The organism is Pseudomonas sp. 13B_3.2_Bac1 (genome assembly GCF_025466205.1).
Taxonomy (GTDB): domain Bacteria; phylum Pseudomonadota; class Gammaproteobacteria; order Pseudomonadales; family Pseudomonadaceae; genus Aquipseudomonas; species Aquipseudomonas fluorescens_H.
On record NZ_JANLOG010000022.1, the window covers coordinates 13,131 to 39,534 of the forward strand.

At 59.1% G+C, this 26,404-nt stretch carries 17 protein-coding genes and 1 tRNA gene; 6 read left to right on the forward strand and 12 right to left on the reverse strand.

The features are described 5' to 3' along the window. Positions 1-8: 8 nt before the first annotated feature. Positions 9-782: an AraC family transcriptional regulator gene (locus NTD85_RS03455; protein WP_103520760.1), complete on the reverse strand. Its 774-nt coding sequence runs from the start codon at positions 780-782 to the stop codon at positions 9-11. A gap of 200 nt (positions 783-982) precedes the next feature. On the opposite strand from NTD85_RS03455, the gene NTD85_RS03460 reads away from it, so the two are divergent. The 6 genes from NTD85_RS03460 (at position 983) to NTD85_RS03485 (ending at position 8,499) form a co-directional block, all read left to right on the forward strand. After that, positions 983-2,611, forward strand: a complete 1,629-nt coding sequence (locus tag NTD85_RS03460; protein WP_262141430.1) for an APC family permease — start codon at positions 983-985, stop codon at positions 2,609-2,611. Between the two features lie 22 nt (positions 2,612-2,633). Beyond that, positions 2,634-3,560, forward strand: coding sequence for a 4-hydroxyproline epimerase (locus NTD85_RS03465; protein ID WP_262141431.1), 927 nt, complete (start codon positions 2,634-2,636; stop codon positions 3,558-3,560). Between the two features lie 50 nt (positions 3,561-3,610). Then, on the forward strand, positions 3,611-4,558 hold the full coding sequence (locus NTD85_RS03470) for a dihydrodipicolinate synthase family protein (RefSeq protein WP_041072540.1): 948 nt from the start codon (positions 3,611-3,613) through the stop codon (positions 4,556-4,558). Between the two features lie 58 nt (positions 4,559-4,616). Next, positions 4,617-6,194, forward strand: a complete 1,578-nt coding sequence (locus NTD85_RS03475; RefSeq protein ID WP_262141432.1) for an aldehyde dehydrogenase (NADP(+)) — start codon at positions 4,617-4,619, stop codon at positions 6,192-6,194. A 2-nt stretch (positions 6,195-6,196) separates the two neighbouring features. After that, a complete protein-coding gene (locus NTD85_RS03480) occupies positions 6,197-7,462 on the forward strand; it encodes an NAD(P)/FAD-dependent oxidoreductase (protein ID WP_262141433.1) in 1,266 nt (421 codons plus the stop codon). A 68-nt stretch (positions 7,463-7,530) separates the two neighbouring features. Next, complete coding sequence (locus NTD85_RS03485) at positions 7,531-8,499, forward strand: Dyp-type peroxidase (protein WP_262141434.1); 969 nt, start codon at positions 7,531-7,533, stop codon at positions 8,497-8,499. Between the two features lie 27 nt (positions 8,500-8,526). On the opposite strand, the gene NTD85_RS03490 is transcribed toward NTD85_RS03485, so the two are convergent. The 11 genes from NTD85_RS03490 to NTD85_RS03540 all read right to left on the reverse strand — a co-directional run bounded on the left by NTD85_RS03490 (position 8,527) and on the right by NTD85_RS03540 (position 26,241). Next, positions 8,527-10,515 carry a peptidase U32 family protein gene (locus NTD85_RS03490; RefSeq protein WP_098968376.1) on the reverse strand — a complete coding sequence of 663 codons (1,989 nt, stop codon included), beginning with the start codon at positions 10,513-10,515 and terminating at the stop codon, positions 8,527-8,529. A 217-nt stretch (positions 10,516-10,732) separates the two neighbouring features. Then, positions 10,733-11,113 carry a RidA family protein gene (locus NTD85_RS03495; RefSeq protein ID WP_262141435.1) on the reverse strand — a complete coding sequence of 127 codons (381 nt, stop codon included), beginning with the start codon at positions 11,111-11,113 and terminating at the stop codon, positions 10,733-10,735. Positions 11,114-11,285: 172 nt separating this feature from the next. Then, positions 11,286-11,360, reverse strand: a tRNA-Gln gene (locus NTD85_RS03500). Between the two features lie 137 nt (positions 11,361-11,497). After that, positions 11,498-11,881, reverse strand: a complete 384-nt coding sequence (locus NTD85_RS03505) for a DUF1801 domain-containing protein (protein ID WP_262141436.1) — start codon at positions 11,879-11,881, stop codon at positions 11,498-11,500. A 48-nt stretch (positions 11,882-11,929) separates the two neighbouring features. Further along, a complete protein-coding gene (locus tag NTD85_RS03510; protein WP_262141437.1) occupies positions 11,930-12,391 on the reverse strand; it encodes a hypothetical protein in 462 nt (153 codons plus the stop codon). Continuing rightward, positions 12,388-17,091: an RHS repeat-associated core domain-containing protein gene (locus NTD85_RS03515; protein ID WP_262141438.1), complete on the reverse strand. Its 4,704-nt coding sequence runs from the start codon at positions 17,089-17,091 to the stop codon at positions 12,388-12,390. The genes NTD85_RS03510 and NTD85_RS03515 overlap by 4 nt, the downstream gene beginning before the upstream one ends. Positions 17,092-17,214: 123 nt before the next feature. Beyond that, a complete protein-coding gene (locus tag NTD85_RS03520) occupies positions 17,215-17,478 on the reverse strand; it encodes a PAAR domain-containing protein (protein ID WP_085582987.1) in 264 nt (87 codons plus the stop codon). A gap of 59 nt (positions 17,479-17,537) precedes the next feature. Further along, the gene (locus NTD85_RS03525) at positions 17,538-18,020 is read right to left on the reverse strand and encodes a DUF4265 domain-containing protein (RefSeq protein ID WP_262141439.1); all 483 of its coding nucleotides are present in this window, start codon (positions 18,018-18,020) and stop codon (positions 17,538-17,540) included. Continuing rightward, entirely contained in the window at positions 18,010-22,695 is a 4,686-nt protein-coding gene (locus NTD85_RS03530; protein WP_262141440.1) for an RHS repeat-associated core domain-containing protein, read from the reverse strand. Before NTD85_RS03530 ends, NTD85_RS03525 begins: the two co-directional genes overlap by 11 nt. Next, positions 22,692-25,598, reverse strand: a complete 2,907-nt coding sequence (locus NTD85_RS03535) for a type VI secretion system tip protein VgrG (protein WP_262141441.1) — start codon at positions 25,596-25,598, stop codon at positions 22,692-22,694. The genes NTD85_RS03530 and NTD85_RS03535 overlap by 4 nt, the downstream gene beginning before the upstream one ends. A gap of 127 nt (positions 25,599-25,725) precedes the next feature. Then, a complete protein-coding gene (locus NTD85_RS03540; protein ID WP_027613808.1) occupies positions 25,726-26,241 on the reverse strand; it encodes an Hcp family type VI secretion system effector in 516 nt (171 codons plus the stop codon). Between the last annotated feature and the right edge of the window lie 163 nt (positions 26,242-26,404).

Below are 26,404 nucleotides of genomic sequence, written 5' to 3' on the forward strand. Positions count from 1 at the left end.
GGCAAACCTCACTGCGCCGTCGCCAACCGATACTGGCGCGGGGTAAATCCGGTCGACGCCTTGAACTGTCGGGTGAACGCGCTGTGGTCGGTGTAGCCGCACTGCAGCGCCACTTCGGTGATCGGCAACTCGCCGTGCAACAGCCGATGCGCATGCTCAAGGCGCACTTTCTGGATCATCTGCCGCGGCGTCAGGTGGAACACGCGCTTGCAGTAGCGCTCCAGTTGCGCCACTGAAATCCCGGCGATGCGCGTCAGTTCGCCGAGGCTGACCCGGCGATTGAAATTCGCCCGAATGTATTCATCCACCGCCGCCAGTCGCTGATACGCCGGATGGGTTTCGCTGGCGGTTTGCAGGTCGACGGAAATTCCCGCCAGGCCAATGATCCGATTATCCCGGTCGTACAGCGGCCGCTTGTGCGTCAGGCACCAACCCGGTTCGCGGCTGCCGTACAGATGCAGCTCCAGCTGATCCTCCAACACAAACCCTTCTTCCAGCACGCGCCGATCCTGCTCGGTATAGCCCGGCCCCAATTGCGCCGGAAACACCTCGGCGCTGGTCTTGCCCAGTAACGGTCGCAGGTCTTTCAAACCGCAGCGCTGCACCAGCGTCTGGTTGGCCATGACATAGCGCGCCTGCAGGTCCTTGATGAAGATCGCCGCGTTGGGAATCACGTCGAGCATGGGCAACAGCAGCGCCATGCTGGCGAGCAGATCGTCGAGGCTCTGCGGTCGGCTCGCCTCGTTCTGCTGGCTCAGGATCGCAAACGCGTTCTGCGTCATGACTGTCACTCCCCACGGTGCGCATTGGCTTGCGCGCAGATTGCCCGATGGCCGACAGCCTGTCGAGCCGGGCCTTTGCCGTTGGCCATTGTGCTGATTTCGTCATCGTCACCGGCAAAAAACATCAATCGCGCATCGCCTGATGAGTTCACTGTAGCGCCACTGCACGCCCCTCCAACAACCAACAAGAAGGCGACGCTATGACAGGCCAAGGCAAGTTCAAGAAACAACTTTCACTGATAGACCTCACGTTCATCGGACTGGGGGCGATCTTCGGTTCGGGCTGGTTGTTCGCGGCCAGTCACGTGTCGGCCATCGCCGGCCCGGCAGGGATCTTTTCCTGGTTGCTCGGCGGTTTCGCCGTGTTGCTGCTGGGCATCGTCTACTGCGAACTGGGCGCCGCGCTGCCCCGTGCCGGCGGTGTGGTGCGCTACCCGGTTTACTCCCACGGCCCGCTGCTCGGCTACCTGATGGGCTTCATCACGCTGATCGCGTTTTCCAGTCTGGTGGCGATCGAAGTGGTTGCCTCGCGGCAATATGCGGCAGCGTGGTTTCCCGAGTTGACCAAGGTCGGCTCCAGCGACCCGACCGTGCTTGGCTGGTTCGTGCAGTTCGGGCTGTTGTGCCTGTTTTTCCTGCTCAATTACCGCAGCGTGAAGACCTTCGCCATGGCCAACAATCTGGTCAGCGTGTTCAAGTTCATCGTGCCGCTGCTGGTGATCGGCGTGCTGTTCACCTTCTTCAAACCGGCCAATTTCGAAGTGCATGGCTTTGCGCCGTTTGGCCTGTCCGGCATTGAAATGGCGGTGTCGGCCGGCGGGGTGATCTTCGCTTATCTGGGCCTGACGCCGATCATTTCCGTGGCCAGCGAAGTGAAGAACCCGCAACGCACGATCCCAATTGCGCTGATCCTTTCGGTGCTGCTGTCCACCGCGATTTACGTGTTGCTGCAAACCGCTTTCCTCGGTGGCATTCCGACCGAAATGCTCGCCAATGGCTGGGCCGGCGTCGCCAAGGAACTGGCCCTGCCGTATCGCGACATCGCCCTGGCACTGGGCGTCGGCTGGCTGGCGTATCTGGTGGTGGCCGATGCGGTGATCTCGCCCAGCGGCTGCGGCAACATCTACATGAACGCCACGCCACGGGTGATCTACGGCTGGGCGCAGACCGGGACCTTTTTCAAGATCTTCACCCGCATTGATGAAAAATCCGGCATTCCGCGCCCGGCGCTGTGGCTGACCTTTGGCCTGTCGGTGTTCTGGACCCTGCCGTTCCCGTCGTGGGAAGCGCTGATCAACGTAGTCTCCGCCGCGCTGGTGTTGAGCTACGCAGTGGCTCCGGTGACGGTGGCCGCACTGCGTCGCAATGCGCCGGACATGCCGCGTCCGTTCCGGGTCAAGGGCATGAGTGTGCTCGGGCCGCTGTCGTTCATCATCGCCGCGCTGATCGTCTACTGGTCGGGCTGGGGCACCGTTTCGTGGTTGCTCGGTCTGCAAATCCTGATGTTTGTCATCTACCTGTTGTGCGGGCGCATGGTGCCGACCGCGCACTTGAACCTCGGCCAGCAAGTTCGCTCGTCGGCGTGGCTGATCGGCTTCTACGCGGTGACCATCGTCCTCTCCAAACTCGGCAGCTTCGGCGGTATCGGCGTACTCAGCCATCCGTTCGACACCGTGATCGTCGCGGTCTGCGCACTGGGTATCTATTACTGGGGCGCGGCCACCGGCGTACCGGCACACCTGATTCGTCTGGAAACCGAAGACGACGAAAGCGAAGCCGCTGAATCCTCCACCCATTCGGCACAGGGCCAGCGCCCTGCTCACGCCTGACTTTGATTGAAGGGACGCGTTCATGAAACGACTGCACATCATCGATTCCCATACCGGCGGCGAACCCACGCGCCTGGTAATGAAAGGCTTCCCCGAGCTGCCCGGCAACAGCATCGCCGAGCAGCGCGACGCCCTGCGCGAAAACCACGATCAATGGCGCCGCGCCTGCCTGCTGGAACCGCGTGGCAACGACGTACTGGTCGGCGCGCTGTACTGCGCGCCGGTCTCGCCGGATGCCACTTGCGGGGTGATCTTCTTCAACAACGCCGGCTACCTCGGCATGTGCGGCCACGGCACCATCGGTCTGGTCAACTCGCTGCATTACCTGGGCCGCATCGAACCGGGCGTGCACAAGATCGACACCCCGGTCGGCCCGGTCAACGCCACTCTGCACGAGGACGGCGCGGTAACCCTGGGCAACGTGCCGGCCTGGCGCTACCGCAAACAGGTGCCGGTGGACGTGCCCGGTTACGGTCGCGTGGTCGGCGATATCGCCTGGGGCGGCAACTGGTTTTTCCTCGTCTCCGAGCACGGCCAGGACCTGCAGATGAGCAACGTCGAAGCCCTCACCGATTACACCTGGGCGATGCTCAAGGCCCTGGAAGCCCAAGGCATTCACGGTGAGGACGGCGCGCTGATCGACCACGTCGAGCTGTTTGCCGACGACGCCAAGGCTGACAGCCGCAACTTCGTCATGTGCCCGGGCAAGGCCTACGACCGCTCGCCCTGCGGCACCGGCACCAGCGCCAAACTCGCTTGCCTCGCCGCTGACGGCAAACTCGCTGAAGGCCAGGTCTGGACCCAGGCCAGCATCACCGGCAGCCAGTTCGAAGGCTGCTTCGAATGGCATGGCGAGCGCGTGCGCCCGTTCATTACCGGCCGCGCCTACATGACCGCCGACGCCACTCTGCTGATCGACGAGCAGGACCCTTTCGCCTGGGGCATCTGACCTGCCCCGTTTTTTTTCGACTTGAATGAATGTCCCGAGGAGCTACAACAATGAGCGATAACATCTTCACTGGCTGCATTCCCGCGCTGATGACTCCGTGCACCGCCGCGCGCAAACCTGACTTCGACGCACTGGTGGCCAAGGGTCGCGAGCTGATCGATATCGGCATGAGCGCGGTGGTTTACTGCGGCTCGATGGGCGACTGGCCGCTGCTGACCGAGGCCGAGCGTCAGGAAGGCGTAGCGCGTCTGGTGGCCGCCGGGGTTCCGACCATCGTCGGCACTGGCGCGGTCAACAGCCGTGAAGCGGTGTCCCACGCTGCACATGCGGCGAAAGTCGGCGCCCATGGCCTGATGGTGATTCCACGCGTCTTGTCCCGTGGTGCCTCGGCCACCGCGCAAAAAGCTCACTTCGCCGCGATCCTCAACGCCGCGCCGAACCTGCCGGCAGTGATCTACAACAGCCCTTACTACGGCTTCGCCACCCGCGCCGAGCTGTTCTTCGAACTGCGCCGTGAACACCCGAACCTGATCGGCTTCAAGGAGTTCGGCGGTGGCGCCGATTTGCGCTACGCCGCCGAGAACATCACCTCGCAGGACGATGCCGTGACCCTGATGGTCGGCGTCGATACGCAAGTGGTGCACGGTTTCGTCAACTGCAACGCCACCGGCGCGATCACCGGTATCGGCAACGCCCTGCCCCGCGAAGTGCTGCAACTGGTGGCGCTGAGCAAGCAAGCGGCCAAGGGCGATGCCAAGGCCCGACGTCTGGCGCGCGAACTGGAAGCGGCGCTGGCAGTGCTGTCGTCGTTCGATGAGGGCTGCGACCTGGTGCTGTATTACAAGCACCTGATGGTGCTCAACGGCGACCGCGAATACGCCCTGCATTTCAACGAAACCGACGCCTTGAGCGATGCCCAGCGCCGTTACGCCGAGACCCAGTACGCGCTGTTCCGCCAGTGGTACAAAAACTGGTCCGCCGAACAGAACCTCGCCTGACCGCAGTCCCTGCCCCGGTGTGATGCCGGGGCTTCACCTCTTTTATCAAGGAAGCGCCATGACTCTGACAGGCCACATGCTGATCGGCGGCCAAGCCATTGCCGGCAGCCGTGAAGCGATCCGCGCGATCAATCCCGCCACTGACGCGGTGCTGGAACCGGCCTATGCCGGGGGCAGCAGCGAGCATGTCGAACAGGCCTGCACACTGGCGTGGCAAGCGTTTGATCGTTATCGCGAGACCTCCCTCGACGCTCGCGCCGAATTTCTCGAAACCATCGCCAATGAGATCGAAGCCCTTGGCGATGCGCTGATTGACCGTGCCGTGGCCGAAACCGGCCTGCCACGCGCCCGTATCCAGGGCGAACGCGGACGCACCTGCGGGCAACTGCGCACCTTTGCCCGCACAGTGCGTGCTGGCGAGTGGCTGGACGTTCGCGTCGATCAATCACAACCCCAGCGCCAGCCGCTGCCACGTTCTGATTTGCGCCAGCGGCACATCGCGCTGGGGCCAGTGGCTGTGTTTGGCGCCAGCAACTTTCCGCTGGCGTTCTCGGTGGCGGGCGGCGACACCGCTTCGGCATTGGCCGCCGGTTGCCCGGTGATCGTCAAGGCGCACAGCGCGCATCCCGGCACCAGTGAACTGGTCGGCCAGGCGCTGACGCGTGCAGTGAAAAAATCGGGTTTGCCCGACGGTGTGTTTTCGCTGCTGTTCGGTTCGGGCAATGAGGTCGGCATCGCCCTGGTCAGCGATCCGCGCATCAAGGCGGTGGGCTTCACCGGCTCGCGCAGTGGCGGTCTCGCCCTGAGCCAAGCGGCGCAGGCACGGCCCGAGCCGATTCCGGTGTACGCGGAAATGAGTTCGATCAATCCGGTGTTGCTGTTTCCCGCAGCGCTTGCCGCTCGCAGTGAGGCGTTGGCGCAGGGTTTTGTCGCCTCGCTGACTCAGGGCGCCGGGCAGTTCTGCACCAATCCCGGGCTGGTCATCGCTCGCCAGGGAACGGCACTGGACGCTTTCATCGCAGCGGCCGCCGAGCTGATCCAGCGCAGTCCCGCGCAGACCATGCTCACGCCGGGAATCTTCCGCGCCTATGAAACTGGCGTCGGCGCGCTGGCCGAACATCCGCAAGCGCAACGCGTGGCAAGCGGCCTCGCGGCTGAAGGGCCAAACCAATGTCAGGCGAAATTGTTCGTCACTCCGGCGCAAGACTTCCTCACTGACGTGCGTCTGCAAGGTGAAATCTTCGGCTCGGCGTCGTTGATCGTCCAGTGCGCCAACGACGATGAAATCCGTCAGGTCTGCGAACACCTCGAAGGCCAACTGACCGCCACCCTGCACCTGGATGACGCCGATCTGGATCGCGCCCGGGCCTTGTTGCCGACCCTGGAGCGCAAGGCCGGACGTCTGCTGGTCAACGGCTGGCCGACCGGGGTCGAGGTATGTGATGCGATGGTGCATGGCGGGCCGTTTCCGGCTACCTCGGACTCGCGCAGCACCTCGGTCGGTACGGCGGCGATTCTGCGTTTCCTGCGGCCGGTGTGTTATCAGGACGTCCCCGACAGCCTGTTGCCGCCGCCGCTGAAACAAGCGAATCCGCTGCAATTGCGGCGCTTGCTCGACGGTCAGAGGGAAGCCTGACCATGCCCGACAACCTCACAGCGGACAACGCCGATATCGCGGTGATCGGCGCCGGCATCATCGGTGTCGCCTGCGCCCTGCAACTGGCGCGTCAGGGTCAGCGGGTGGTGGTCATCGACAAGCAGCCGCCCGGTCATGGCGCCTCGTTTGGCAACGCCGGGCATCTGGCCACCGAGCAGGTGTTTCCGATTGCCGATGCGTCGATCCTCAAGCGTCTGCCAGCGATGCTGATGGACCCGATGGGGCCGCTGCGCCTGGACTGGAAGTACATGCCGCGCGCCGTGCCGTGGTTCAGCCGATTGCTGCTGAACCTGCGCCCGGCGCCGTTTCAGCGCACCGTGGCCGGTTTGCGCGCGCTCAACGAAAGCAGCCTCGATGCCTGGAAGCGACTGCTGCAGAGCATCGCCCGCCCCGACCTGCTCAAGGAGGACGGCTCGCTGCTGGTATTCGAGCGCGCCGAATCGCGACAAGCCGTCGAAGCCTTGCAGGCGCGCATGCGTCAGCAACAGGTGCCGGTGGATTTCTGGTCGGCCAGCGCCGTGCGAGAAAGCGCGCCGCAGCTCAGCGAACAGATTCAGGGCGGGTTGTTCTACCCGCGCACCGGGCACTTTCTCGACCCTTACCGGGTGGTGTGTGAACTGGTAAGCGCGGCGAAAGCAGCCGGCGTGCAGTTCCTTCAACAAGAGGTGCAGGACGGCCAGTTGCAGGAGCATGGCGTGTCGCTGCGCACCGATCAGGGCAGTTTTATCACGCGACAAGTGCTGATTGCCTGCGGCGCGCACTCAGCGAAACTTACCGCCGCGCTGACCGGTAAACGCGTGCCGCTGGACACCGAGCGCGGCTATCACCTGATGCTGCCCCATGAGCACGAGCGCCTGCCGTTCGCCGTTACCTCGCTGGAGCGCAAGTTCATCATGACGCCGATGACCGGCGGCCTGCGCCTGGCCGGCACCGTAGAGTTCGCCGGTCTGGAGCGCCCGCCGTTTATGGAACGCGCCTGGCAGTTACACCGTTTGAGCAAGGGTTTGTTCCGCCATGATTTGAACGCTGAAGACACGACGCCGTGGATGGGCTTTCGCCCGTCGCTGCCGGACTCGCTGCCGATCATCGACAAGGTCGGCGACGGCAAGGTGCTACTGGCGTTCGGTCATCAGCATCTGGGGCTGACTCAAGCGGCGGTGACGGCGGAGATGGTCGCGCATCTGGTATCACCCTCAGCGAACTCCGGCTTGCCGGCACTGGATGCCTATCGACTCGGTCGCTTCTGAGATATCGATGAAACGTTTTTGGTTTCATACTGAGCGCCGACCTTGGCCCAGCGCATATGGAACCGACTATGACCTCATCAATGGATACCCAGACACCCGAGCCGCAAGCAATCTGCAACCCGATCACCAGCAGCGCGATCTTCATCGTCGCCACGCTGCTGCCCGGGAGCGACGCCGCCAGCCAGGTGCGCGGCTGGTGCGGCGACATCGCCGCCCTCACCCGTTCGGTTGGCAAACGCGTGCCCAGCGGTAACCTGTCGTGTGTCTGTGGGTTCAGCGCCAACGCCTGGGACGCCCTGTTCGGTAGTCCGCGCCCGGCTTCGCTGCATCCATTCCGCGAATTCGGCGTCGAGGGCCGCCGTGCTGTGGCGACCCCGGGCGACATCCTGCTGCACATCCGTGCCGATCAGATGGACCTGTGTTTCGAACTGGCAACCCAGTTGTGCAGCGCACTCAATGGCGCGATCACGGTAGTGGATGAGGTGCAGGGTTTCCGCTACTTCGACATGCGCAGCATCATCGGTTTTGTCGATGGCACCGAGAACCCGGTGGGCCGCAAGGCAGACCACTTCACCCTGATCGGCAACGAAGACCCGGCGTTCGAATCCGGCAGTTATGTGCTGGTGCAGAAGTACCTGCACAAGATGGACGCTTGGAATGCCTTGAGCGTCGAAGCTCAGGAGAAGGTGATCGGCCGGACCAAACTGGCCGACATCGAATTGGGTGAAGAGGTGAAACCGAGCAATTCCCACAGCGCCCTGACCACCATCACCAAGGACGGCCAGGAGCAGAAAATCCTGCGCGACAACATGCCGTTCGGTCGTCCGGGGGCTGGCGAGTTCGGCACCTATTTCATCGGTTACGCGCGTTCGCCGGAACCGATCGAGCAGATGCTGGAGAACATGTTTGTCGGCAAACCCGTCGGCAACTACGACCGTTTGCTCGACTTCAGCACCGCAGTCACCGGGGGGTTGTTCTTTGTACCGTCAGCCGACCTGCTTGAGGAGCTGGCGGAGCGAGAGCCGGAGCAGGCGTGACACCGTAGCGCCACGCCCGCCCGTCACTCAGTGTGGCGCGCGCGGGATGGTTTTCAGCAGGTCTTCCGGGCTGATGTGGCCGACCACGCTGCCCGGTTGCGGCATGTTGAGGATGTGGCCTTTCATCTTGCCGATGATGTGCATCTCGCACGGCTTGCAGTCGAACTTCAGGGTCAGCACTTCGTCGCCGTGAATCAGCTGCATCGGCGCGACTTTGGTGCGCACGCCGGTCACGCCTTTGGCCTGTTTCGGGCACAGGTTGAACGAGAAACGCAGGCAGTGTTTGGTGATCATCACCGGCACTTCACCAGCCTCTTCGTGCGCCTCGTAGGCCGCATCGATCAGCTTCACGCCGTGACGGTGATAGAAGTCGCGCGCCTTCTGGTTGTAGACGTTGGCCAGGAACGACAGGTGCGACTCCGGGTACACCGGCGGCGGCGTGGTTTCAGCCTTGCGGCTGCCACGCGGATGCGCCGCGACACGGGCGGCGGTCAGCGCTTCGATCACTTCGCGGCGCAGGGCCTTGAGCTGCGAGTTCGGGATGAAGAACGCCTGCGGTGCATCGAGCTTGATGTCGGTGGCGTGGTACTGCGTGGTACCGAGCTGACCGAGCAGATCCTGCAATTGCTCCAGCGCCTGCTCCGGCTTGTTAGCGACACCGAACGGACCGTTCAGGGTAACGCTGGCACTGATCCCCTCTTCACTGGTCGCGGTCACTTCCAGCTGTTCTTCACGCAGACGTGCGACCCAGCTCAGAGCAATGCGACGCTCAGCAGAAGTCTTCTGCAGCGCCTGTTGCCAGTTGTGGTCGAGGTTGCGATTCAGCGGATGATTCGGCCGCAGCTTGTACAGGCCTTCGGGCATCTCGTTTGGCTCGACGCGGTAGCGGTAGCGCTTCTCGCCGTCTTCTTCGAACTCGCCCTTCGGCTCGGCGATGTTGGCGCGGAAACCCACGACTTCACGCTTGACCAGCACGTTGAGGCCATCGCCGTTGGACAGCGGCTCCTGAGTCACCACCTGGATGTCACGCTTGCCGACTTTCTCGACGGTGCCCACCGGCAGACCGGTGAAGGTCGGCGAGTCGAACGCGCCGATGTCGATCTTGCGATCGGTGACGAAGTAGTCGGTGCTGCCACGGTGGAAGGTCTTTTCCGGGTCAGGCAGGAAGAAGTGCGCGGTGCGGCCGCTGGAAGCGCGGGCCAGGTCCGGGCGATCTTCGAGCACGTCGTCGAGGCGCTGGCGGTAATAGGCGGTGATGTTCTTCACATAGCCCATGTCCTTGTAGCGACCTTCGATCTTGAACGAGCGCACACCGGCCTCGACCAGCGCGCGGATGTTGGCGCTCTGGTTGTTGTCCTTCATCGACAGCAGGTGTTTTTCGTAGGCGATCACCCCACCCTTTTCGTCTTTCAGGGTGTACGGCAAACGGCAGGCCTGGGAGCAATCGCCACGGTTGGCGCTGCGCCCGGTCTGCGCGTGGGAAATGTTGCACTGCCCGGAGAACGCCACGCACAGCGCACCGTGAATGAAGAATTCGATGGCGGCATCGGTTTCGTCGGCGATGGCGCGGATTTCTTTCAGGTTCAGCTCGCGGGCCAGTACCAGTTGCGAGAAACCGGCCTGATCGAGGAATTTCGCCCGCTCGAGGGTGCGGATATCGGTCTGGGTACTGGCATGCAGCTCGATCGGCGGGATGTCCAGTTCCATCACGCCCAGATCCTGGACGATCAGCGCGTCGACACCGGCATCGTACAACTGGTGGATCAGCTTGCGCGCCGGCTCCAGTTCGTTGTCGTGCAGGATGGTGTTGATGGTGGTGAAAATGCGCGCGTGATAACGGCGGGCAAATTCCACCAGCTCGGCGATTTCGCTCACCTCGTTGCAGGCGTTGTGGCGCGCGCCGAAGCTCGGGCCTCCGATGTACACGGCATCGGCGCCGTGCAGGATCGCCTCGCGGGCAATCGCCACGTCACGGGCGGGGCTGAGCAGTTCCAGATGATGCTTGGGCAAGGACATAGTTTTTTTAGTCAGGCTGTCACGGTTAAGGCGCGCATTGTAGCCGCGAAACGCCTGGGCGGCACGCCTGTGCTGCCAAGTGGCAGATGACCTCGCTCCAATCCGACACGAGAGTCTCCTGTAGGAGTGAGCCTGCTCGCGATGATGGTGGCACAGTCAACGTTGATGGTGGCTGATTTACCGCTATCGCGAGCAGGCTCACTCCTACAGGGGGCGGTCAGACCTTGGCCGCCATCGCGGTGACTTCCACGCGCATGCCTTCCACTGCCAGCGACGCCACGCCGACCGCAGCGCGCACCGGCCATGGCTTGGCGAAGAAGCGCTTGTAGACTTCGTTGAATGCCGCACGGTCAGCCATGTCGGTGAGGTAGATGGTCAGGTGCATGACCCGATCCATCGAACTGCCGGCCCGCTCCAGCGCCACTTTCAGCGCCTGCAGGGTGCATTCGCTTTGCAGGGTGATGTCGCCCAGCTCCAGGCTGCCGTCGGCGCGGGTCGGGATCTGGGTCGAAACCAGAATGCCGTTGAAACCGACAACGTCGGAGGAAATCGAATCTGCATCCGGATCAGGGGTGAAGCTGAGGTCTTGATTAGCCATGAAAGTCTCTTGTCTGGAGAGATTGAGGGTCGCCGGCCAACGACGCACCGGGACTTTTGCGCGGGCAGTTTACATCAGTCCCTCGCTGCGGCTAAGGCAACTGTCAGCCCCAACCACAAATCGCGCGCATAAAAAAACGCCAGCCCTTTCGGACTGGCGTTTTTTCTGAATATGGCAGGGGCGGCTGGATTCGAACCAACGCATGGCAGGATCAAAACCTGCTGCCTTACCGCTTGGCGACGCCCCTGTATCTCAAGCTCTGTAACAAGCTCTGCGAGAATGGGCCGCAATTTACCAACCTTTTTTTGATCTGGGAAGCCCCGAGTGCAAAAAAATTTGTTTTAAAACAGCCAGTTATTTCTGAGCCGGGGCAAACGGCACGATTCACTTGGACAAATTCAGCTTGATCGCCTCGCGAATCAGCGTTTTCAAGGCCTGCTCATCGACCTCGTCGCCCTCGTGAAAATCAATCGCCCGCCGGGTGTTGCCCTCCAGGCTGGCATTGAACAACCGCGCCGGATCGGCCAGCGCCGCGCCCTTGGCGAAGGTCATCTTCACCGCCGCCTTGTAGGTCTCTCCAGTGCAAATGATGCCGCCGCGGGACCACACCGGAACACCGCGCCACTTCCACTCCTCCACCACCTCGGGATCGGCCTGGTGCATGACCTTGCGAATCTCGCCGAGGATGGCGCCGCGCCAATCGGCCAGTTCGGCGATTCGAGCGTCGATGAGTGCCGAGGCGTCGGTGTCGGGCTTCCCAGGTTTCATGACAGGGGCTCTCCTTGGCATAAGCCTCAATCAGGTAGTCCGTGATCATCAACAAGTTTCTTCGAAAAACTTTACAAACTTATCTTTGATGTCGGGGCAAACTTTTTTGATATAAAAAAGGAAAAACCACAAAGGTGTATCGTCACCCGTATCGTCGCGCAGCCAATCTTCCTCATTTCCGAAACAACAGATGACACAGCGAACAAAATTCGCGAAAGCCGGATCCGATTCCCGGTACTGCCTCTCTATTGGCCAAAGCTCGACAAAAAAAGCCGACCTTTGCTCATGGCTGGACTCAAGCGTACCCGGCGTCACCGCTTTATTCAGGTAGGACGACATCAGATTAAGTTTTTCAGTCGAAATACTACTTAACGAACCATCGTGAATAAGCTGCAGTAAAAATCCAGCGTAGCGGCGCACCAATTGATTAATGGATACGTTTGCAACTAAGAGACGCGCCTCAAGGCCTTCAATTTCTTCAATTTCTTCAATTTCTTTTGGATCGCTCACTCTTTTACTCCATCACATACGCCGAGCTTACCCATCACCTGTGCGCAAGAACGACAAAATTTCAGTGGTTTACCATCATTCCTTACGGTCGTAGATGTTGAACCTTGCGTAATGTCTCTCAATGCTTCTACAGATTTAACATCATTCGCTTTAGCGATTTTGCTTAACGCATCTGCTTCTCCGCAGTGTCCATGAATAAACGGAGAACGTTGATCGTCTGGTATCGACTCATAGAGTTCCTGGACTACAGGATGCTGAATGCCTTCGCCACCCGCTTTAGTGCTAAATCCGACCTCGGGTGCTTGCAGGTTACCCGACTCGATTGTAGTGCGCGTCCCTTTGTTGTTTGGCGTAATGCCTTTTTGACGGGCCAGTCCTAGCGGGTCAATCCATCCGATCGGGTTTGAGACATACTGATAGAGGTTCAGTCCACCCTGATACCCAATAGGGTCCTGACTTATGAAACGTCCCACTGAAGGGTCGTAGTAACGATGTCTATTGTAGTGCAGCCCCGTCTCATGATCATGGTATTGCCCTTGGAATCGAATCGGATTTGCAATGCCCTGCTGTTTCGCACAGGTCGACCGCTCCTCTCGTATTTCGCCCCAAGCCTTGTACTGCGCGCTCCATACGACGTCACCCTTCTGGTCAGTCAGCTCTTGAGGTGTGCCAAGATGATCGCACTGGTACCAGGTCAATACATCAATGCGGGGCGACGTCGCGGAATGATTCCAAAGCGGATCCTCCTCCAGGCTGTAGTACTCGGCATAGCTGGACGACGATCCAGTCAGATTGATGGATTGATTCGAGATAGCCTGCGCCACCGGAATGAACGTACCCGGCTCAAACACATAGTGAATCGTGCGACCCGCCTCGCCATCCTGCTGTGCAGCACGACTCTCCCAAGCCAGGTTATCGCCGTCCCAACCGTACAACGTGAACCCACAACCATGCTCTCGCTGCAACCGGGCGTGCTCAGTGTTATTCCACATTGAGCCCGCTGTGGATCGCTGCTTGTAATGTACCCTTGAGTTCTTCAGCAATCGCCGCCCAAGTGCATCGTAGGCATATTCCACCGATAGCCTGGCGTCTTCGAAATGCACCAACCGATCAAACAGATCCCAACGCATTTGGCTGAAAGCACCATCCCGCCAGCGCTTTATCTGATTTCCGCGCTCGTCGTATTCGTAGTGAGTGCCGGCGTAATCTCGCAGCAGGTTATCCACCAGCTTGCTGCGAGGCGGGGTCAGCTCCAATGGTCGCCGACTCTCAGCGGTCTTTTCATCCAGCAGGTTACCCGCCGGGTCAAAGTCGAACGTCTCAACACCTAAACGACTGACTGCGCTCAACAATCTGCCGACCGGATCATAACGGTAGGACAACTGACCACGACGCGTATCGTTGATTTCGTTCAGTTGTCCTGCTGCGTCGTAGGTGTACTCACGCTTGAGAACAACCGACTTGTCATCACTGTGCCCCAGCAGTTGCTCCTGCAAGCGCCCGGCAGGGTCCCATTTTTGAGTCTGTATCAGTCGATTGCCTTGATGCCGAGCGACTTCGCGGTGCATATCATCGCGCTCGTACCCAAGCAGTTCGTGCTCGTTCAGACGCAGCGCCAAGAGATGGCCGCTGCCGTAGGTCAACCAACTGACCCGATGCCCGTCTGGACGAATCGTAGCGACACGCTGATTGAGCACGTCGTATTCATGTTGCCAAACAGCAGCGAGTGGCTTTTCCACACCAAGATAATGCTGATGCTCACGCACCATGTTGCCTGCCGCATCATGGAACCACTGCACACGGCTATCGGCGTTGCTCGCAAAGATCATCTGACCCCTGCCGTCATAAGCATAACTTTCTGCCTGTGACCGATCGCCAAGCGTCGCAAGACGCTCAGTCACACGTCCCATTTCGTCGTACCCAACCGTCACTATCCGGTCACCGGTAGCTATCTTCGACAGGCGTCCGGAAGCCATGTCGTATTGATACCGAGTCAGACGACCGTCAAAGCCTGTTTCGGTCAACAACCGTCCAACCGGGTCATAAAGGAATTGTGCCGAGCGCTCATTCTGGTTCTCCAAGGCTTGCAAGCGCCCCATGCGATCCCATCGGTAACGCAAGGTATGTTCTGCCGCATCCACCCGTTCAGCGACGAAACCAGCGGCGGTATAGCTCCAGGTTGTACAGCGGTTTAAACCATCGACATGCGTCAACAACCGACCTTCTGCGTCCCGCTCAAAGCGCTCCTCTGTTTTGTCCGGGCGCCTGATCAGCACCACTTGCCCAGACTTGTATTCGTACTCTGTGCTCTGCCCAGCTGCATCGGTTGCACAGATGACCTGCCCACGATCATCGTATTTCCAGGCACTGGTCTTGCCTGAGCAGTCGACGTATTTGAGCAATTGCCCAGCGTCGTTGTACTCAAGTGTTTTCTCGTTGCCGTTGGCATCCTTGATCGCAATCGGCAGCCCGGCCTTGTCGTAGGCGTATTCAGTCTTGTTGTCGAGTGGGTCGACCGTTTCAACCAGATTCCCAGCCTCGTCATAAGCGCGTAACCAGAGGCCGCCCTCCGCATCCATGATCTTGATCAGTTGGTCCTGATCGTCATAGGCAAAGTGCACCACGCTGTTGTCAGCGCGAATGTGTTCAACCCGATTGCCACGCGGGTCGTAGCTGTAGCGATCCGTCGTTCCATCCGGGTGCACATGTCGCACGACGTTTTTCGCTTCGTCACGGAACAGCCATTCGGACAAGCCATCGGCGTGACGAATGCGGTAGGTGTAGCCAAGGCTGTCGTAGTAATGCCAGGTCTCGTTGCCGTGGGCGTCAGTGACGTAGGTCAGGCGAATGTTTTCGTCCCACTCCAGACGCGTGTCGAAACTGCCATCGTCCGCCCATTCGCGCACAGCCTTCGCATCTGCACCTGTGCCCTGCCATTGCAGGTTCATGCCGCGTCCGGTGCGGTCGGTGTATCGAGTCACCAGATGGAACTGATACTGGTAAGCCCAGGCAGCGCCGTTCTCATCTTGTGCCTGAATCAGGTCGCCGTAATCGTCATAGGCATAAGCGCAAAGCTGACGAACCGGCTCACCGTCGCAGATTTCCCATAGTCCTGTCAGACGCCCCAGCTGATCAACCAACGTGCCGAGATGGCGATGCACCTTGGTGATATCGTTTTCCTGGTAGGTGATCAAATCGGATAGAACCGCGCTCTCGCCGTGGCGATGCTCGTGGTGCAGCATGACCCCGGCACCGTTGCGCAGCACAATGCCCACGAGGACATAATGTTGAGCACGACGTATGTAGGTTTCCTTGCGCTCGAAGCCGCGGCACAACAACAGTTGGCCCTCAGCGGCATGCAACAAGGTGATGTTCTCGATCGCGTCGTAGTGGAATTGACCGACCTTCGGTAATGGATAGGCATGGCTACGTCCGTCCGCATCGTGTAACACGAGGCCGTCTTCCACCGCATCTATCCTGGTGGTAAACGCCGTGATCCAGCGGGCGCCAATCGCATCTGCGTCATATGCGTTCAGATCGGAGCAATACGTACGCGTCCATTCGATGGGAAATGCACCGGGCAAACTGAAGTCTGTGTGATTGAACGTCTCTGTACCCATGGCAAAGTTGATGCTTTTGCAGGTCGCTGGGCACACTTCGTTTTTCTCATCATTAGGCCGCGACTTTGGTTTCGACTCGCCCCGACTGACCTCAACTTTGCCGTCGTCTGCAACACGTCTCGACTGGCTGGTTGTTCCTGGTTTGACGTTACCGCCTTGTCCGTGAACATTGCGCATCCGCCAGGCTGCAACTGCACTGGCCAGCACCACCAGCAATGCACCAATGGAGCTTTGAACGGCCGGATCGCTCAACTTGTTCAACTGCGTGCGCAGCTCAGGCCCCATGGCTCGCAAAGATTTCGTATGGACCAGCACCTTCTTCTTGGCCTGCTCTGGCAAAAGATGCTCGGCGGCGCTGTTGGCCACACCTTTCCCAGCGGCCTTGTAAACATTCGCGGCGGCGCCAAAAATATTGCTGATCGCACTCAGGGGGTCATGGAGCAACTGATCGCTGGCAGCACTTGCCATCTGCTCGGCTGCTTTCAAATTGCCTTTGGCATCGAGCTTACCGTTTACGACCCTTTCCAGGCCGTTGGCAATTTCGTTGAGGATTTTCTCACCGAGCTCCCCTGCGTCATTGAGCAACTCTTTGAGTTTGGCTTGGGCCTGCTTAACGAAATCATCAATCACACCCACGATGTCAGCGTTCAGATGGCCGACCACCACGTTGATCAACGCATCACCAAGTACCAACTTTCCGACCTTGGCGACTTCCTGACGCACCAGAAATAGTGTCGGTCGCAAGCTCATGCGCGCTGCTGCCATATTCGGCGGCATGGGCAAAACGCCGATCAGGTTGATTCCCAGGCTGACCCAGTTGAGGGGATCTTGTTTCGGACTATTGGAGAGCGTCACAACATCATTCAGCGCGTCGACCAATGCCATGATGTTACCGACAACAGGCAATGCCCCCGCCACCGTCTTGATCCGCTCCAGGGTGACCAGATCACCACTGATATCCCGCAACCATGCATCGAATTGAGCCGCACTGCGGCCTACGTCTTCCACCATGATCAGATTCAGGGGAACGACGGCGACTTGTGGCTCACGTTTGGTTGCAACAGCGGTATTGGTCGTCATGGGAGCGTCTTACCAGCCAACAGGCTCGCGAATTCAGGGATAACATGAGGCGCATCGCTGGTTGAGGGCTACGACTGGACGTCGCTTCTCATCAGCAATGGAGCCAAGATGTAGTTAGAACGATCAGCTGATCACTGCGCCTTTCGGGCCGCTTGCAATCAGCGCAGCGCCGCAAGCGGTTTTCATACCGTCCAGGGCGATGGGCGTGCCATCAACGGTGTAGGTGCTGCTGCCCTCTGCAATCGGGAAAACCCCTTTGCACAGTGGACAGCTGACCTTGTGACCGACTCCGGCAATAGGCTTGCCGTTGAGATCGGTTTGGGAGAAGGCTTCGAGCACCTTGCCACCGTGGGTGGTGGAGTCGCCCAAGCGAATGGCGTCTTTCATGTTGTCACTCCTTTGACTTGATCCTGGTCTCGTAAACCTGCCGTCTGCTGGTCTATCAGTCAGCTCTGCAACCACCAATTGAGCAGCGTTTCATCATCTTCATCATCAATGTTTTTATAGATATTGGCGTAATACCATTCGAGTCCGGTTTTCTCGCGGAACCGATCAAAAAACTCATTGATGCTGTCCATGCCATTGCTTGACGGCACAGCCAGTGACAGGTTGCCCTCGAAAACACCATCCAGCGTTCCACCCAGTTCATTGCCGACATCAGTTTCCAGTTGTGCAATGACGTCCTCGGGGATGTAGTCGGCGTAGATATGAATACAAAAATTCCCTCCGCGCTTCAGGACTTCAGCGTGGGTGTTTTTGTTTTTTATCGAGATGACATCACCTCGAGCCAAATTCAGCGCAAGACCAGGGGAAGACAACAGCTCATAAGTATCCTGCCCCATCGCAATTGCAGGGAGCTCCTCGAATACAGGGCCACCGTCATCTGATACAAACACCTGAATCAGTACAGGCAATTCTTTATCGTCCATATGGCGCTCCACAACTTCCACGTTCGACACACGACATCCCTTCTTTCACGTAACCGCTATTTCCCGCACTCAGGTTACACGAAGCGCCCTCAAGATCTACGTTGACATCGGCAAGGTTGCCCCCATTTGAGGTAGCCACATTCTTATGCCCCAAGTGCATGTCATCAGGGTTGGTAGAGGTATGTCCGCACCGCCAGCACTTGTAAACGCCCACCGGTTTACTTTTATCGATGAGTTTTTTGCGACATGCCGCCTGCCCTTTTCGACTACCTCCGCCGACCTTACTCGCAGCAATATCTTGTGCTGATGCTCCATCACCGTCCTTCAGCGCGCGCTTGGATGGCGGTTTCTTGACCAGCCCTAAAGGGTCCACCCATTGGGTTGGGTTAGGCGCGTATTGATAAAGGTTGATGCCCCCCATCAGACCTATCGGATCTTTCGAGATGAAGCGACCTACATGGGGGTCGTAGTACCTGTAGCGGTTGTAGTGCAAGCCTGTTTCGTGATCGTGGTACTGGCCCTGGAAACGAATGGGATTAGTCAGCCCGCGCCGCACTGCCGAGGCTGATATCTGTTCTTTCACCTGCCCCCACGCTTTGTATTGAGCGCTCCAGGCGATCTCACCGTCTTGATCGGTAAGTTCTAATGGTGTGCCTAAATGGTCACACTGATACCAGGCCAGGGCATCGAACGGTTGTGCTTCAGGAGCGTGACTCCACAGCGGATCATCTTCAAGATTGTCGCCGCCGACATATTCCGGCTGACTCAACAGATCAATCGAGGCGTGTGTGAGGGCTTGAGCCACCGGTACGAATGTGCCGGGTTCAAAAACGTAATGGACTGTGCGACCTGTCCCCCCATCAATAGGGGCAGGACTGCTCTCCCAGGAGAGGTTGTCCCCGTCCCACCCGTACAAGGTCATGCCACAGCCAAGCAAGCGCTGAATGCGCCCCTGCTCATTTTTATTCCAGTGCGAACCTGCTTCAGGACGGTTCACATAATGGGCTGTCGAGTGCTTATACAACCGGCGACCCAAGGCATCGTAGGCGTATCTGACCGAAAGACGATCATCCTCAAAATGCACCAACCTATCGAACAGGTCCCATTGCAATCGACTGCGTTGACCATTGTGCCAACGCAATGTCTGGTTGCCACGATCGTCGTACTCGTAATGAGTACCGACGTATTCACGTAAAAGATTGTCTACCAACCGACTACGTGTCGGGGCCTGATCAAGAGGCCGGCGCACTTCTGTCACCTTCTCGTCCAGCAGGTTGCTGGCAGGATCGAACGCGAAGTTTTCAACGCCGAGGCGACTTGCTGCGCTGATCAGTCGCCCGACCGGATCATAACGGTAGGTAAGCGGTCCGCGACGAGTATCGTTCAGCTCAGTCAACTGGCCGACCGCATCATATTGGTACTGGCGTTTGAGCAACGTCGAATTGTCATCGCTTCGACCGAGCAGTTGCTCTTGTAGCCGCCCTGTCGGATCCCACTTTTGTGTCTGGCGCAGACGATTGCCTTGATGACGAACGACCTCACGATGTAGATCATCTCGCTCATAACCGACCAGTTCGTGATCATCCAGTTTTAACGCGAGCAAATGCCCACTGCCGTACGTCAACCAACTCACCCGATGACCATCCGGACGAGTCGTGGCGACACACTGATTGAGGGCATCGTACTCATGCCTCCAGATGGCAACGAGCGGTGTATCCAGATTCTGATAATGCTGATGCTCTCTGATCAGATTACCGGCCGAATCATAAAACCACAGCAACCGGCTCTGGTCGTTCGTGGCCAAAACCATGTTGCCATTACCGTCATACGCAAAGGATTCGCTTTGAGTCGCATTGCCCAGGCTCGCATGGCGTTCAACAAGCCGCCCCATTGGGTCAAACACCATCGAAATGATGCGCTCACCGCTGATGGCGCTCGCCAACCGCCCGCTCTCAGAGTCGTATTGATAGCGTGTGGCAAGGCCGTCGAAGCCTTTTTCCTCAAGCAATCTTCCGACAGGATCATAGTGAAACTGGGTGCGCTGCTCGTTTTCGTTTTCGAGTGCTATCAGCCGACCTAGCCGATCCCAACGATAACGAAGCGATTGCTCGCAAGCGTCTACTCGCTCGGCAACCAGACCGGCCGCGTTATAGCTCCACGTCGTACAGCGATCCAGACCGTCAACATGAGCAAGCAGACGCCCTTCGGCATCACGCTCGAATCGTTCCTCGGTTTTATCTGGATGCGTTATCAAAGCGATATGCCCGGTCTTGTACTGATACTCGGTGCTTTGCCCCGCTGCATCGGTAAAGCAGATCATCTGACCGCGATCGTTGTATTCCCACTCGCTGGTCTTGCCAGAGCAATCGGTATATTTGAGAAGCTGACCAGCAACGTTGTACTCAAGCGTTTTCTCGTTGCCAATTGCATCCTTGATAGCGATCAACTGACCTGCTTTGTCATAGGCGTACTCAGTCTTGTTCCCAAGCGGATCGACTGACTCCACCAGATTGCCGGCATCATCGTAAGCTCGTTGCCACTGACCGCCTTCTGCATCACTTACCTTGATCAGTTGGTTGAGATCATCGTAGGCGTAGTGAGCGACACTGCCGTCGGGGCTGATGTGCTCGAGCAAATTACCGCGCTCGTCATAGCTGTAGCGATCAGTGGTGCCATCTGTATGAACGTGACGAATCACGTTCTTCGCATCATCGCGAAAGAACCACTCTGAACGTTCATCGGCATAGCGAATCCGGTAGGTATAGCCCTTGATGTCGTAGTAATGCCAAGTCTCGTTGCCATGGGCATCAGTGACGTAAGTCAGACGGATGTTTTCGTCCCATTCAAGGCGAGTATCGAAACTGCCGTCATCCGCCCACTCGCGCACAGCCCTGGCGTGCGATGTGTGGCCATCCCACTGCAGATTCAAACCGCGGCCGGTGCGATCGGTATACCGAGTCAGGAGGTGATGCTGATACTGATAACTCCAGGCCGCACCGTTTTCATCCTGCGCCTGGATCAAGTCGCCATGGAGGTCGTATTGGTAACGACACAATTGCCGCACAGGCGCGCCGTCACGAATCTCCCAGAGACCGGTCAAGCGTCCTTGATCATCTATCAGCGTTCCGATGTGCAAGTGAACTTGCGTGACGTCACCTTGATAGGTGATCAGATCGGATAATACGAGGGCGTCCCCATGGCGATGCTCGTAATGCAGCATCAGCCCGGATCCACTGCGCATTTTGACATCCGTCAGCCAAAAGGAACGACCACGACGGACATAGGTTTCCTTACGCTCGAAACCGAAGCAAACGAGCAGCTGATCCTCACCGGAACGAACCAGCGTGAGATTTTCAACGGCGTCATAGTGAAAGAGGCCTGGCTTGGGCAGGGGGAAATCGATGCTACGACCATCGGCTCCAAAAAAAACCAGTCCATCGTCCTTGCAGTCGAATCGGGTCGTAAACTCTGTTACCCAACGAGCCCCTAGTTCGCCATTGTCAAAAGCATCAAACCGGGAGCTGTAGGTGCGCACCCACTCGATAGGAAAAGGACCCGACAGGCTAAAATCGGTATGGCTCAGTGACTCGGATCCCAACGCAAAGCTGATGCTGTTGCAAGTACCCGCGCAAGCACCATTTTTTTTGCCATTAGCGTTGGCGTTCGCAGGAGCCTGATGGCTGCTGGCCTCGAGTCGACCTTCACCGGCCTTGTGTTGAGCCTTACTGGTGGCGTTGGGTTTAACGCTAGCACTCTGTCCATGCCCACGACGCTTGCGCCACGTCACCACAGCACCGCTGAGCATTTGCAACAACCAACCAATCGAGTGACGCGTTCCCGGGTCACCCAACTTGCTCAATTGGGTTTTGATCTCAGGCCCCATCGCTCTCAATGAACCGGTGTGCGTCATCACCAGTTTTTTAGCCTGATCCGGCAAAAGATTCTTCGCAGCGCTGTTGGCAACCCCTTTACCTACGGCTTTGTAGGCACTGAATGCAGCCCCGAAGATATTACTGATTGCCGCTTTGGGATCGCTGAGCAGTTGATTGCCCGCCGCCGTGATCTTTTGTCCAGCCGCGCGCGCATCGCCTTTTGAATCAAGCTTGCCATTTACAACGGCCTCAAGACCCTTTGCAATTTCGGTGACTGCGCTTTCGCCGAGTTTTCCTGCATCGGCGAGAATGCCCGAGAGTTTGCCTTGAGCCTGTTTCACGAAGTCATCGATCGTGCCGACGATGGTTGCGTTCAAATGCCCGACCAGCACTTCGATCATCGAATCGCCCAACAGCATCTTGACGCTATTACGCAATTCCTGACGTACCAGAAACAAGGTCGGGCGCAAACTCATACGAGCAGCTGCCATCGTCGGAGGCGCAGGTAAAACACCGATCAGGTTGATCCCCAGGCTGACCCAATCAAGCAACTCCCGCTGCTTGCTTCTGGTAAGCGTGACGATATCGCCAAGCGCATCGACCAGCGCCATGATGTTGCCGACAACCGGCAGCGACCCCGCGACCCCTTTGATTCGGTCGAGCGTGACGACACCACCACTGATGGATCGCAGCCAGGCATCAAACCGGGCAGCCCCACGACCTACGTCCTGCACGTCCAGCGTGTTGAGCGGAACGATAGCGACCTGCGGCTCGCGCTTCTTGGGAACGGCTGCCTCAGTCATGAGAGCACCTCCCCATTCAGCAGGCCAGGCGTCTTAAGCGATGGTTTGGGCAAGGACGGGGCCGGGAGGCTTGGCAGTTTCCCTGCCCTGCTTGCTGCGCCGAGGATGCTCGATGCACTCGGCAGCGCCGCACTGGCAAGTTTCGGCAACCCGGCCGCCCCGCCCTGCACCGCCCCTTTCACCTGCTGCGCGGTTTGCATCGCGCTTTGTGCGGTCTGCGTGGCGCCCCTGCCGCTCTGCGCCAGTTCCTTGCCCTTCTCCAACATGTCCCAGTTCTTGTTCGGCAGAACCTGCGCAACCATCGCCTGCACCTGACTCGGTACGTCTTCAGTGGCTGGCGGTTTCAGCGGCCATTCCGCTTTGCCGATGTAGCTGCCCTCACTCCAGGTGTCCGCTGGATCCTTGCCGAACAACACGCGCGCGGGGCCTGGTGCAGCGCCAGAAACGCTGGCGAAACCCTTGGCGTCGAGCTTGCCCTTGATGCTTTTGCCCAGGGCGTCGATGACTTCGTAGTCGCCTTCCTTGATGCCCTGGCGCCCGGCGTACTGGTTGAACAGTTCCAGATTGCCCTTGCCCGGTTTCGGCGGTTCCGGGAATACCCCGGCCAGACTTTTCGCCCCGGTGTAGGCGAAGTTCGCCGCGTGCGCGGTGTACGGGCCCGTAGTGGCGTGGGTGATGCCGCCGGCGTTGTAGGTGGTCGCGCTGCCGCCGCCCTGAATCACCAGTTCGGTCTTGGCGGTGATGGTGATGCGGTCGGCGTTGGCGGTGATGTTGAGTTTGGCCAGCAGGTTGATGCTGTCCTTGAGGGCCTTGACGTCGATGTCGCCGGAGGCCGCGACCAGGCGCCAGCCCATGCTCTGCACGAACAGACGCATGCCACGGCTGGCACTGGCCAGCAGGCGTTTGCCGATGGAAAAACTGGTGTGCCCGGTGCTACTCAGCGCCAGGTGTTCACCGGTGGCGATATGGCTGGAGCGGGGCGTGGTCAGGGCGATGCCGGCCGGGCTGGCAAGCACCAGATGCGGCTCGGTGAATTCAGGGAATTCATTGGCGGTCATGTTCGCCGGGCCGCTGCCCAGCACACCTTGATGCTGCGCGTGCAACGCCTTGGCCACATCGTCCTGATCGCCGGCCTCTTGGGCTTGAAGCTCTTTGGCCTGAGTGGCAAATCCGTCCTGCTGATCGCTGGCGGTGGCGAGGCGCTCGGCGGTTTCCGGCAGGTCTTTGTGATGCTTGGATTCGTTCGGACGCGGCTCGGTGGTGATCAGCAGACCGGCGCCGGCGCGCACCGCGCCATGGCGGTCGGTGCGCAACTCGAAACCTTCGCCACGCGGCTGCCCGCCGCTCGGGCGCGGGTGGGTCAGGTAGCCGAGGTTGATCGCACTGGCGCCGTGATCACTGCGCAGCGCAATGCTGATCTCGCTGGTGGTGTCGTCGATGCGCAGTTCGTTGGCGCGGCTACCCTTGTATTCCTTGCTCTTGACCGTGGCCAGAGTCTTGAAGTCCGGTAGTTTGTACGGCGGCAGGTTGGCGCCGTGGTACAGGCAACCGGTGATCAGCGGCTGGTCGGGATCGCCTTCGAGAAACGACACCAACACTTCCATGCCGACGCGCGGAATGTTGATCGAGCCAAACGTCTCGGCAGCCCAACTGGAGGCCACGCGCATCCAGCAGGTGGTCTTGTCGTCGCGTTCGCCTTCGCGATCCCAGAAGAACTGCACCTTCACCCGGCCATACTGGTCGCAGAAGATTTCCTCGCCTTCCGGGCCGGTGACCACGGCGCTCTGCGAACCGAGGACTTTGGGTTTCGGGTGATCCAGCGGCGGCCGGTACGGCACGTCCCACGGAATCGCACTGAAGCGGTTGCGATAGCCCTGGTGGAAATCATCCTTGAGGTCAGTGGTGTCGCTGGTCACCGATTCTTCCAGCACCTGCGGCTGCTTGCCTTCGTGGAAGATCTCGGTGAGCAGCCACAAGTCATTCCAAGTCGGGTTGGCGTGGTCGGTCAGGGCGAGAAAATGACCGGTGACGAGGATCGGCTGATCGCTGTTGCCTTCGGCCAGACGGTAGTCGCTGCGATGACGCTCCAGCGCGCGATTGGCCAGGTGCTTACCACGCTCGCGATCAACAAAACGCCCCGGATAATCGTAGTCCTCCAGATCCGGCTGAGCGCTGCTCTTGGCATCGCTTTCCAGCTCGATCTTCGGTTTGACGAAGTCGTAATCGCGCCGCGTGGTGCGGCTGGTGCGGGTCGCCAGGCGCAGGCCGAAACGCTTGACCACCGGCTTGTCCGCCACCAGCCCGGAGTCCTGCTGATAGGCCACGGGCGCGAGTTTCGGGAACACCGTCTGGTCATCGCCGAACATCAGTTTGTGGCCGCTGGCGGTGTGCTGGAAGTGGTAGTGAATCCCCTCCTCCTCACACAGGCGCTGGACGAAATGCAGATCGCTTTCGTCGTACTGCACGCAGTAAATCCGCTCCGGGTAAATCGCGCTCAGCTGGAAGTGATAGTCGCTGGCGAGGATGCCGTGTTCTTCGAGGACCTTGCTGATGATCTGCTGCACGGTCATTTGCTGGAAGATGCGCTGGTTGACCCGATGCGCGAGGTACGACAGCTGCGGGCGCAGGGAGATTTTGTAGCGGGTCAGGCGCTTGCCGGCCTCGCCCTGGGCGATGCTGTAGATCAGCCCGTGAATCCCCGTGCCGCTGGGCGACAGTTGCAGGAACGCAAGTTTGTGCAGCAGGCTTTCGAGATTGATCGAGGCCTTCTCACTGACCAGTTCCAGTTCGAACTCGAAGGGGGTGTTGAGCGCCTCTTTCCCGGTGAACGACAGCACCTGGAAATCGCTGTCCGCGCCATCGATGGTCAAATTGAAATGAGGCTGATTGGCCGGTGAGAACATCCCTTGTTCCTCGCGCAATGCTGCGACGGGCGCCATTCCATGAAGCGTGGCGCACGCAAAAAATTCTGTAGGTCAAAGCCGCCCCGGCCAGCCGCACTGGCCGGGGTGGTACAACAATCAGTCGCGATTAAACGACTGGAGCACGCCAGTCATCGGAACCCGAAGTACCGGAGACTTCGTGGGTCCAGGTGATTTTGCGGTAGGTGAACTGCACTTCTTCCAGGTGGGTGAAGTGGGCGTTCGACGGGTCCTGGCAGTTGTGCATCTTGTTGTTGATGGCGACGATGATCGCGTCTTCCAGTTTGGTGGTGTAGTAGTGCTCTTGAGTACCTTGAGCAGAAGTGCGGTACCACTGGATAACGATTTCGCTCATGCGCTCGCCGGAAGTCAGCGCCGCTTGCAGCAGAGGCGAAGCCTTGTCGTAGACCTTGGTGATGACCACTGGCTTGTGCACGCGCTGGCCGGTTGGCTGACCGGATTGCGGATCACGCGGGATGATCACGTCGTGGGTGAAGGCCTGAACCATGACCTGGTCTTCGTGACCTTCCTGGAAGGTGTTACCCACGGAGTCGGCGGTGAACGCGCCGGCAGTGATCAGACCTTGTTTTTCGCCAGTGACGGACATGTACGCTGGTGTTGCCATGGGGATGCTCTCCTTGCTCGAAAAATACACAACCGACAAGCACCATTGCCTGTCCGGGTGTCTGCTCAGAGATCAAATTCCGTGCCAGCTATCATCTAGCCATTACGGATCAAGGAGTTGGCGGCAATGCCTTTGCGTTTAGGCGTTTAAAATTTCGATAAAC

Bases quoted from the DNA above. Each gene is read 5' to 3' on its own strand.
- NTD85_RS03520 (WP_085582987.1), bottom strand. From the start codon at position 17,478: ATGAAAGACGCCATTCGCTTGGGCGACTCCACCACCCACGGTGGCAAG.
- NTD85_RS03470 (WP_041072540.1), top strand. From the start codon at position 3,611: ATGAGCGATAACATCTTCACTGGCTGCATTCCCGCGCTGATGACTCCG.
- NTD85_RS03540 (WP_027613808.1), bottom strand. From the start codon at position 26,241: ATGGCAACACCAGCGTACATGTCCGTCACTGGCGAAAAACAAGGTCTG.
- NTD85_RS03505 (WP_262141436.1), bottom strand. From the start codon at position 11,881: ATGAAACCTGGGAAGCCCGACACCGACGCCTCGGCACTCATCGACGCT.
- NTD85_RS03480 (WP_262141433.1), top strand. From the start codon at position 6,197: ATGCCCGACAACCTCACAGCGGACAACGCCGATATCGCGGTGATCGGC.
- NTD85_RS03465 (WP_262141431.1), top strand. From the start codon at position 2,634: ATGAAACGACTGCACATCATCGATTCCCATACCGGCGGCGAACCCACG.
- NTD85_RS03535 (WP_262141441.1), bottom strand. From the start codon at position 25,598: ATGTTCTCACCGGCCAATCAGCCTCATTTCAATTTGACCATCGATGGC.
- NTD85_RS03475 (WP_262141432.1), top strand. From the start codon at position 4,617: ATGACTCTGACAGGCCACATGCTGATCGGCGGCCAAGCCATTGCCGGC.
- NTD85_RS03460 (WP_262141430.1), top strand. From the start codon at position 983: ATGACAGGCCAAGGCAAGTTCAAGAAACAACTTTCACTGATAGACCTC.
- NTD85_RS03455 (WP_103520760.1), bottom strand. From the start codon at position 782: ATGACGCAGAACGCGTTTGCGATCCTGAGCCAGCAGAACGAGGCGAGC.
- NTD85_RS03525 (WP_262141439.1), bottom strand. From the start codon at position 18,020: ATGGACGATAAAGAATTGCCTGTACTGATTCAGGTGTTTGTATCAGAT.
- NTD85_RS03485 (WP_262141434.1), top strand. From the start codon at position 7,531: ATGACCTCATCAATGGATACCCAGACACCCGAGCCGCAAGCAATCTGC.
- NTD85_RS03490 (WP_098968376.1), bottom strand. From the start codon at position 10,515: ATGTCCTTGCCCAAGCATCATCTGGAACTGCTCAGCCCCGCCCGTGAC.
- NTD85_RS03515 (WP_262141438.1), bottom strand. From the start codon at position 17,091: ATGACGACCAATACCGCTGTTGCAACCAAACGTGAGCCACAAGTCGCC.
- NTD85_RS03495 (WP_262141435.1), bottom strand. From the start codon at position 11,113: ATGGCTAATCAAGACCTCAGCTTCACCCCTGATCCGGATGCAGATTCG.
- NTD85_RS03530 (WP_262141440.1), bottom strand. From the start codon at position 22,695: ATGACTGAGGCAGCCGTTCCCAAGAAGCGCGAGCCGCAGGTCGCTATC.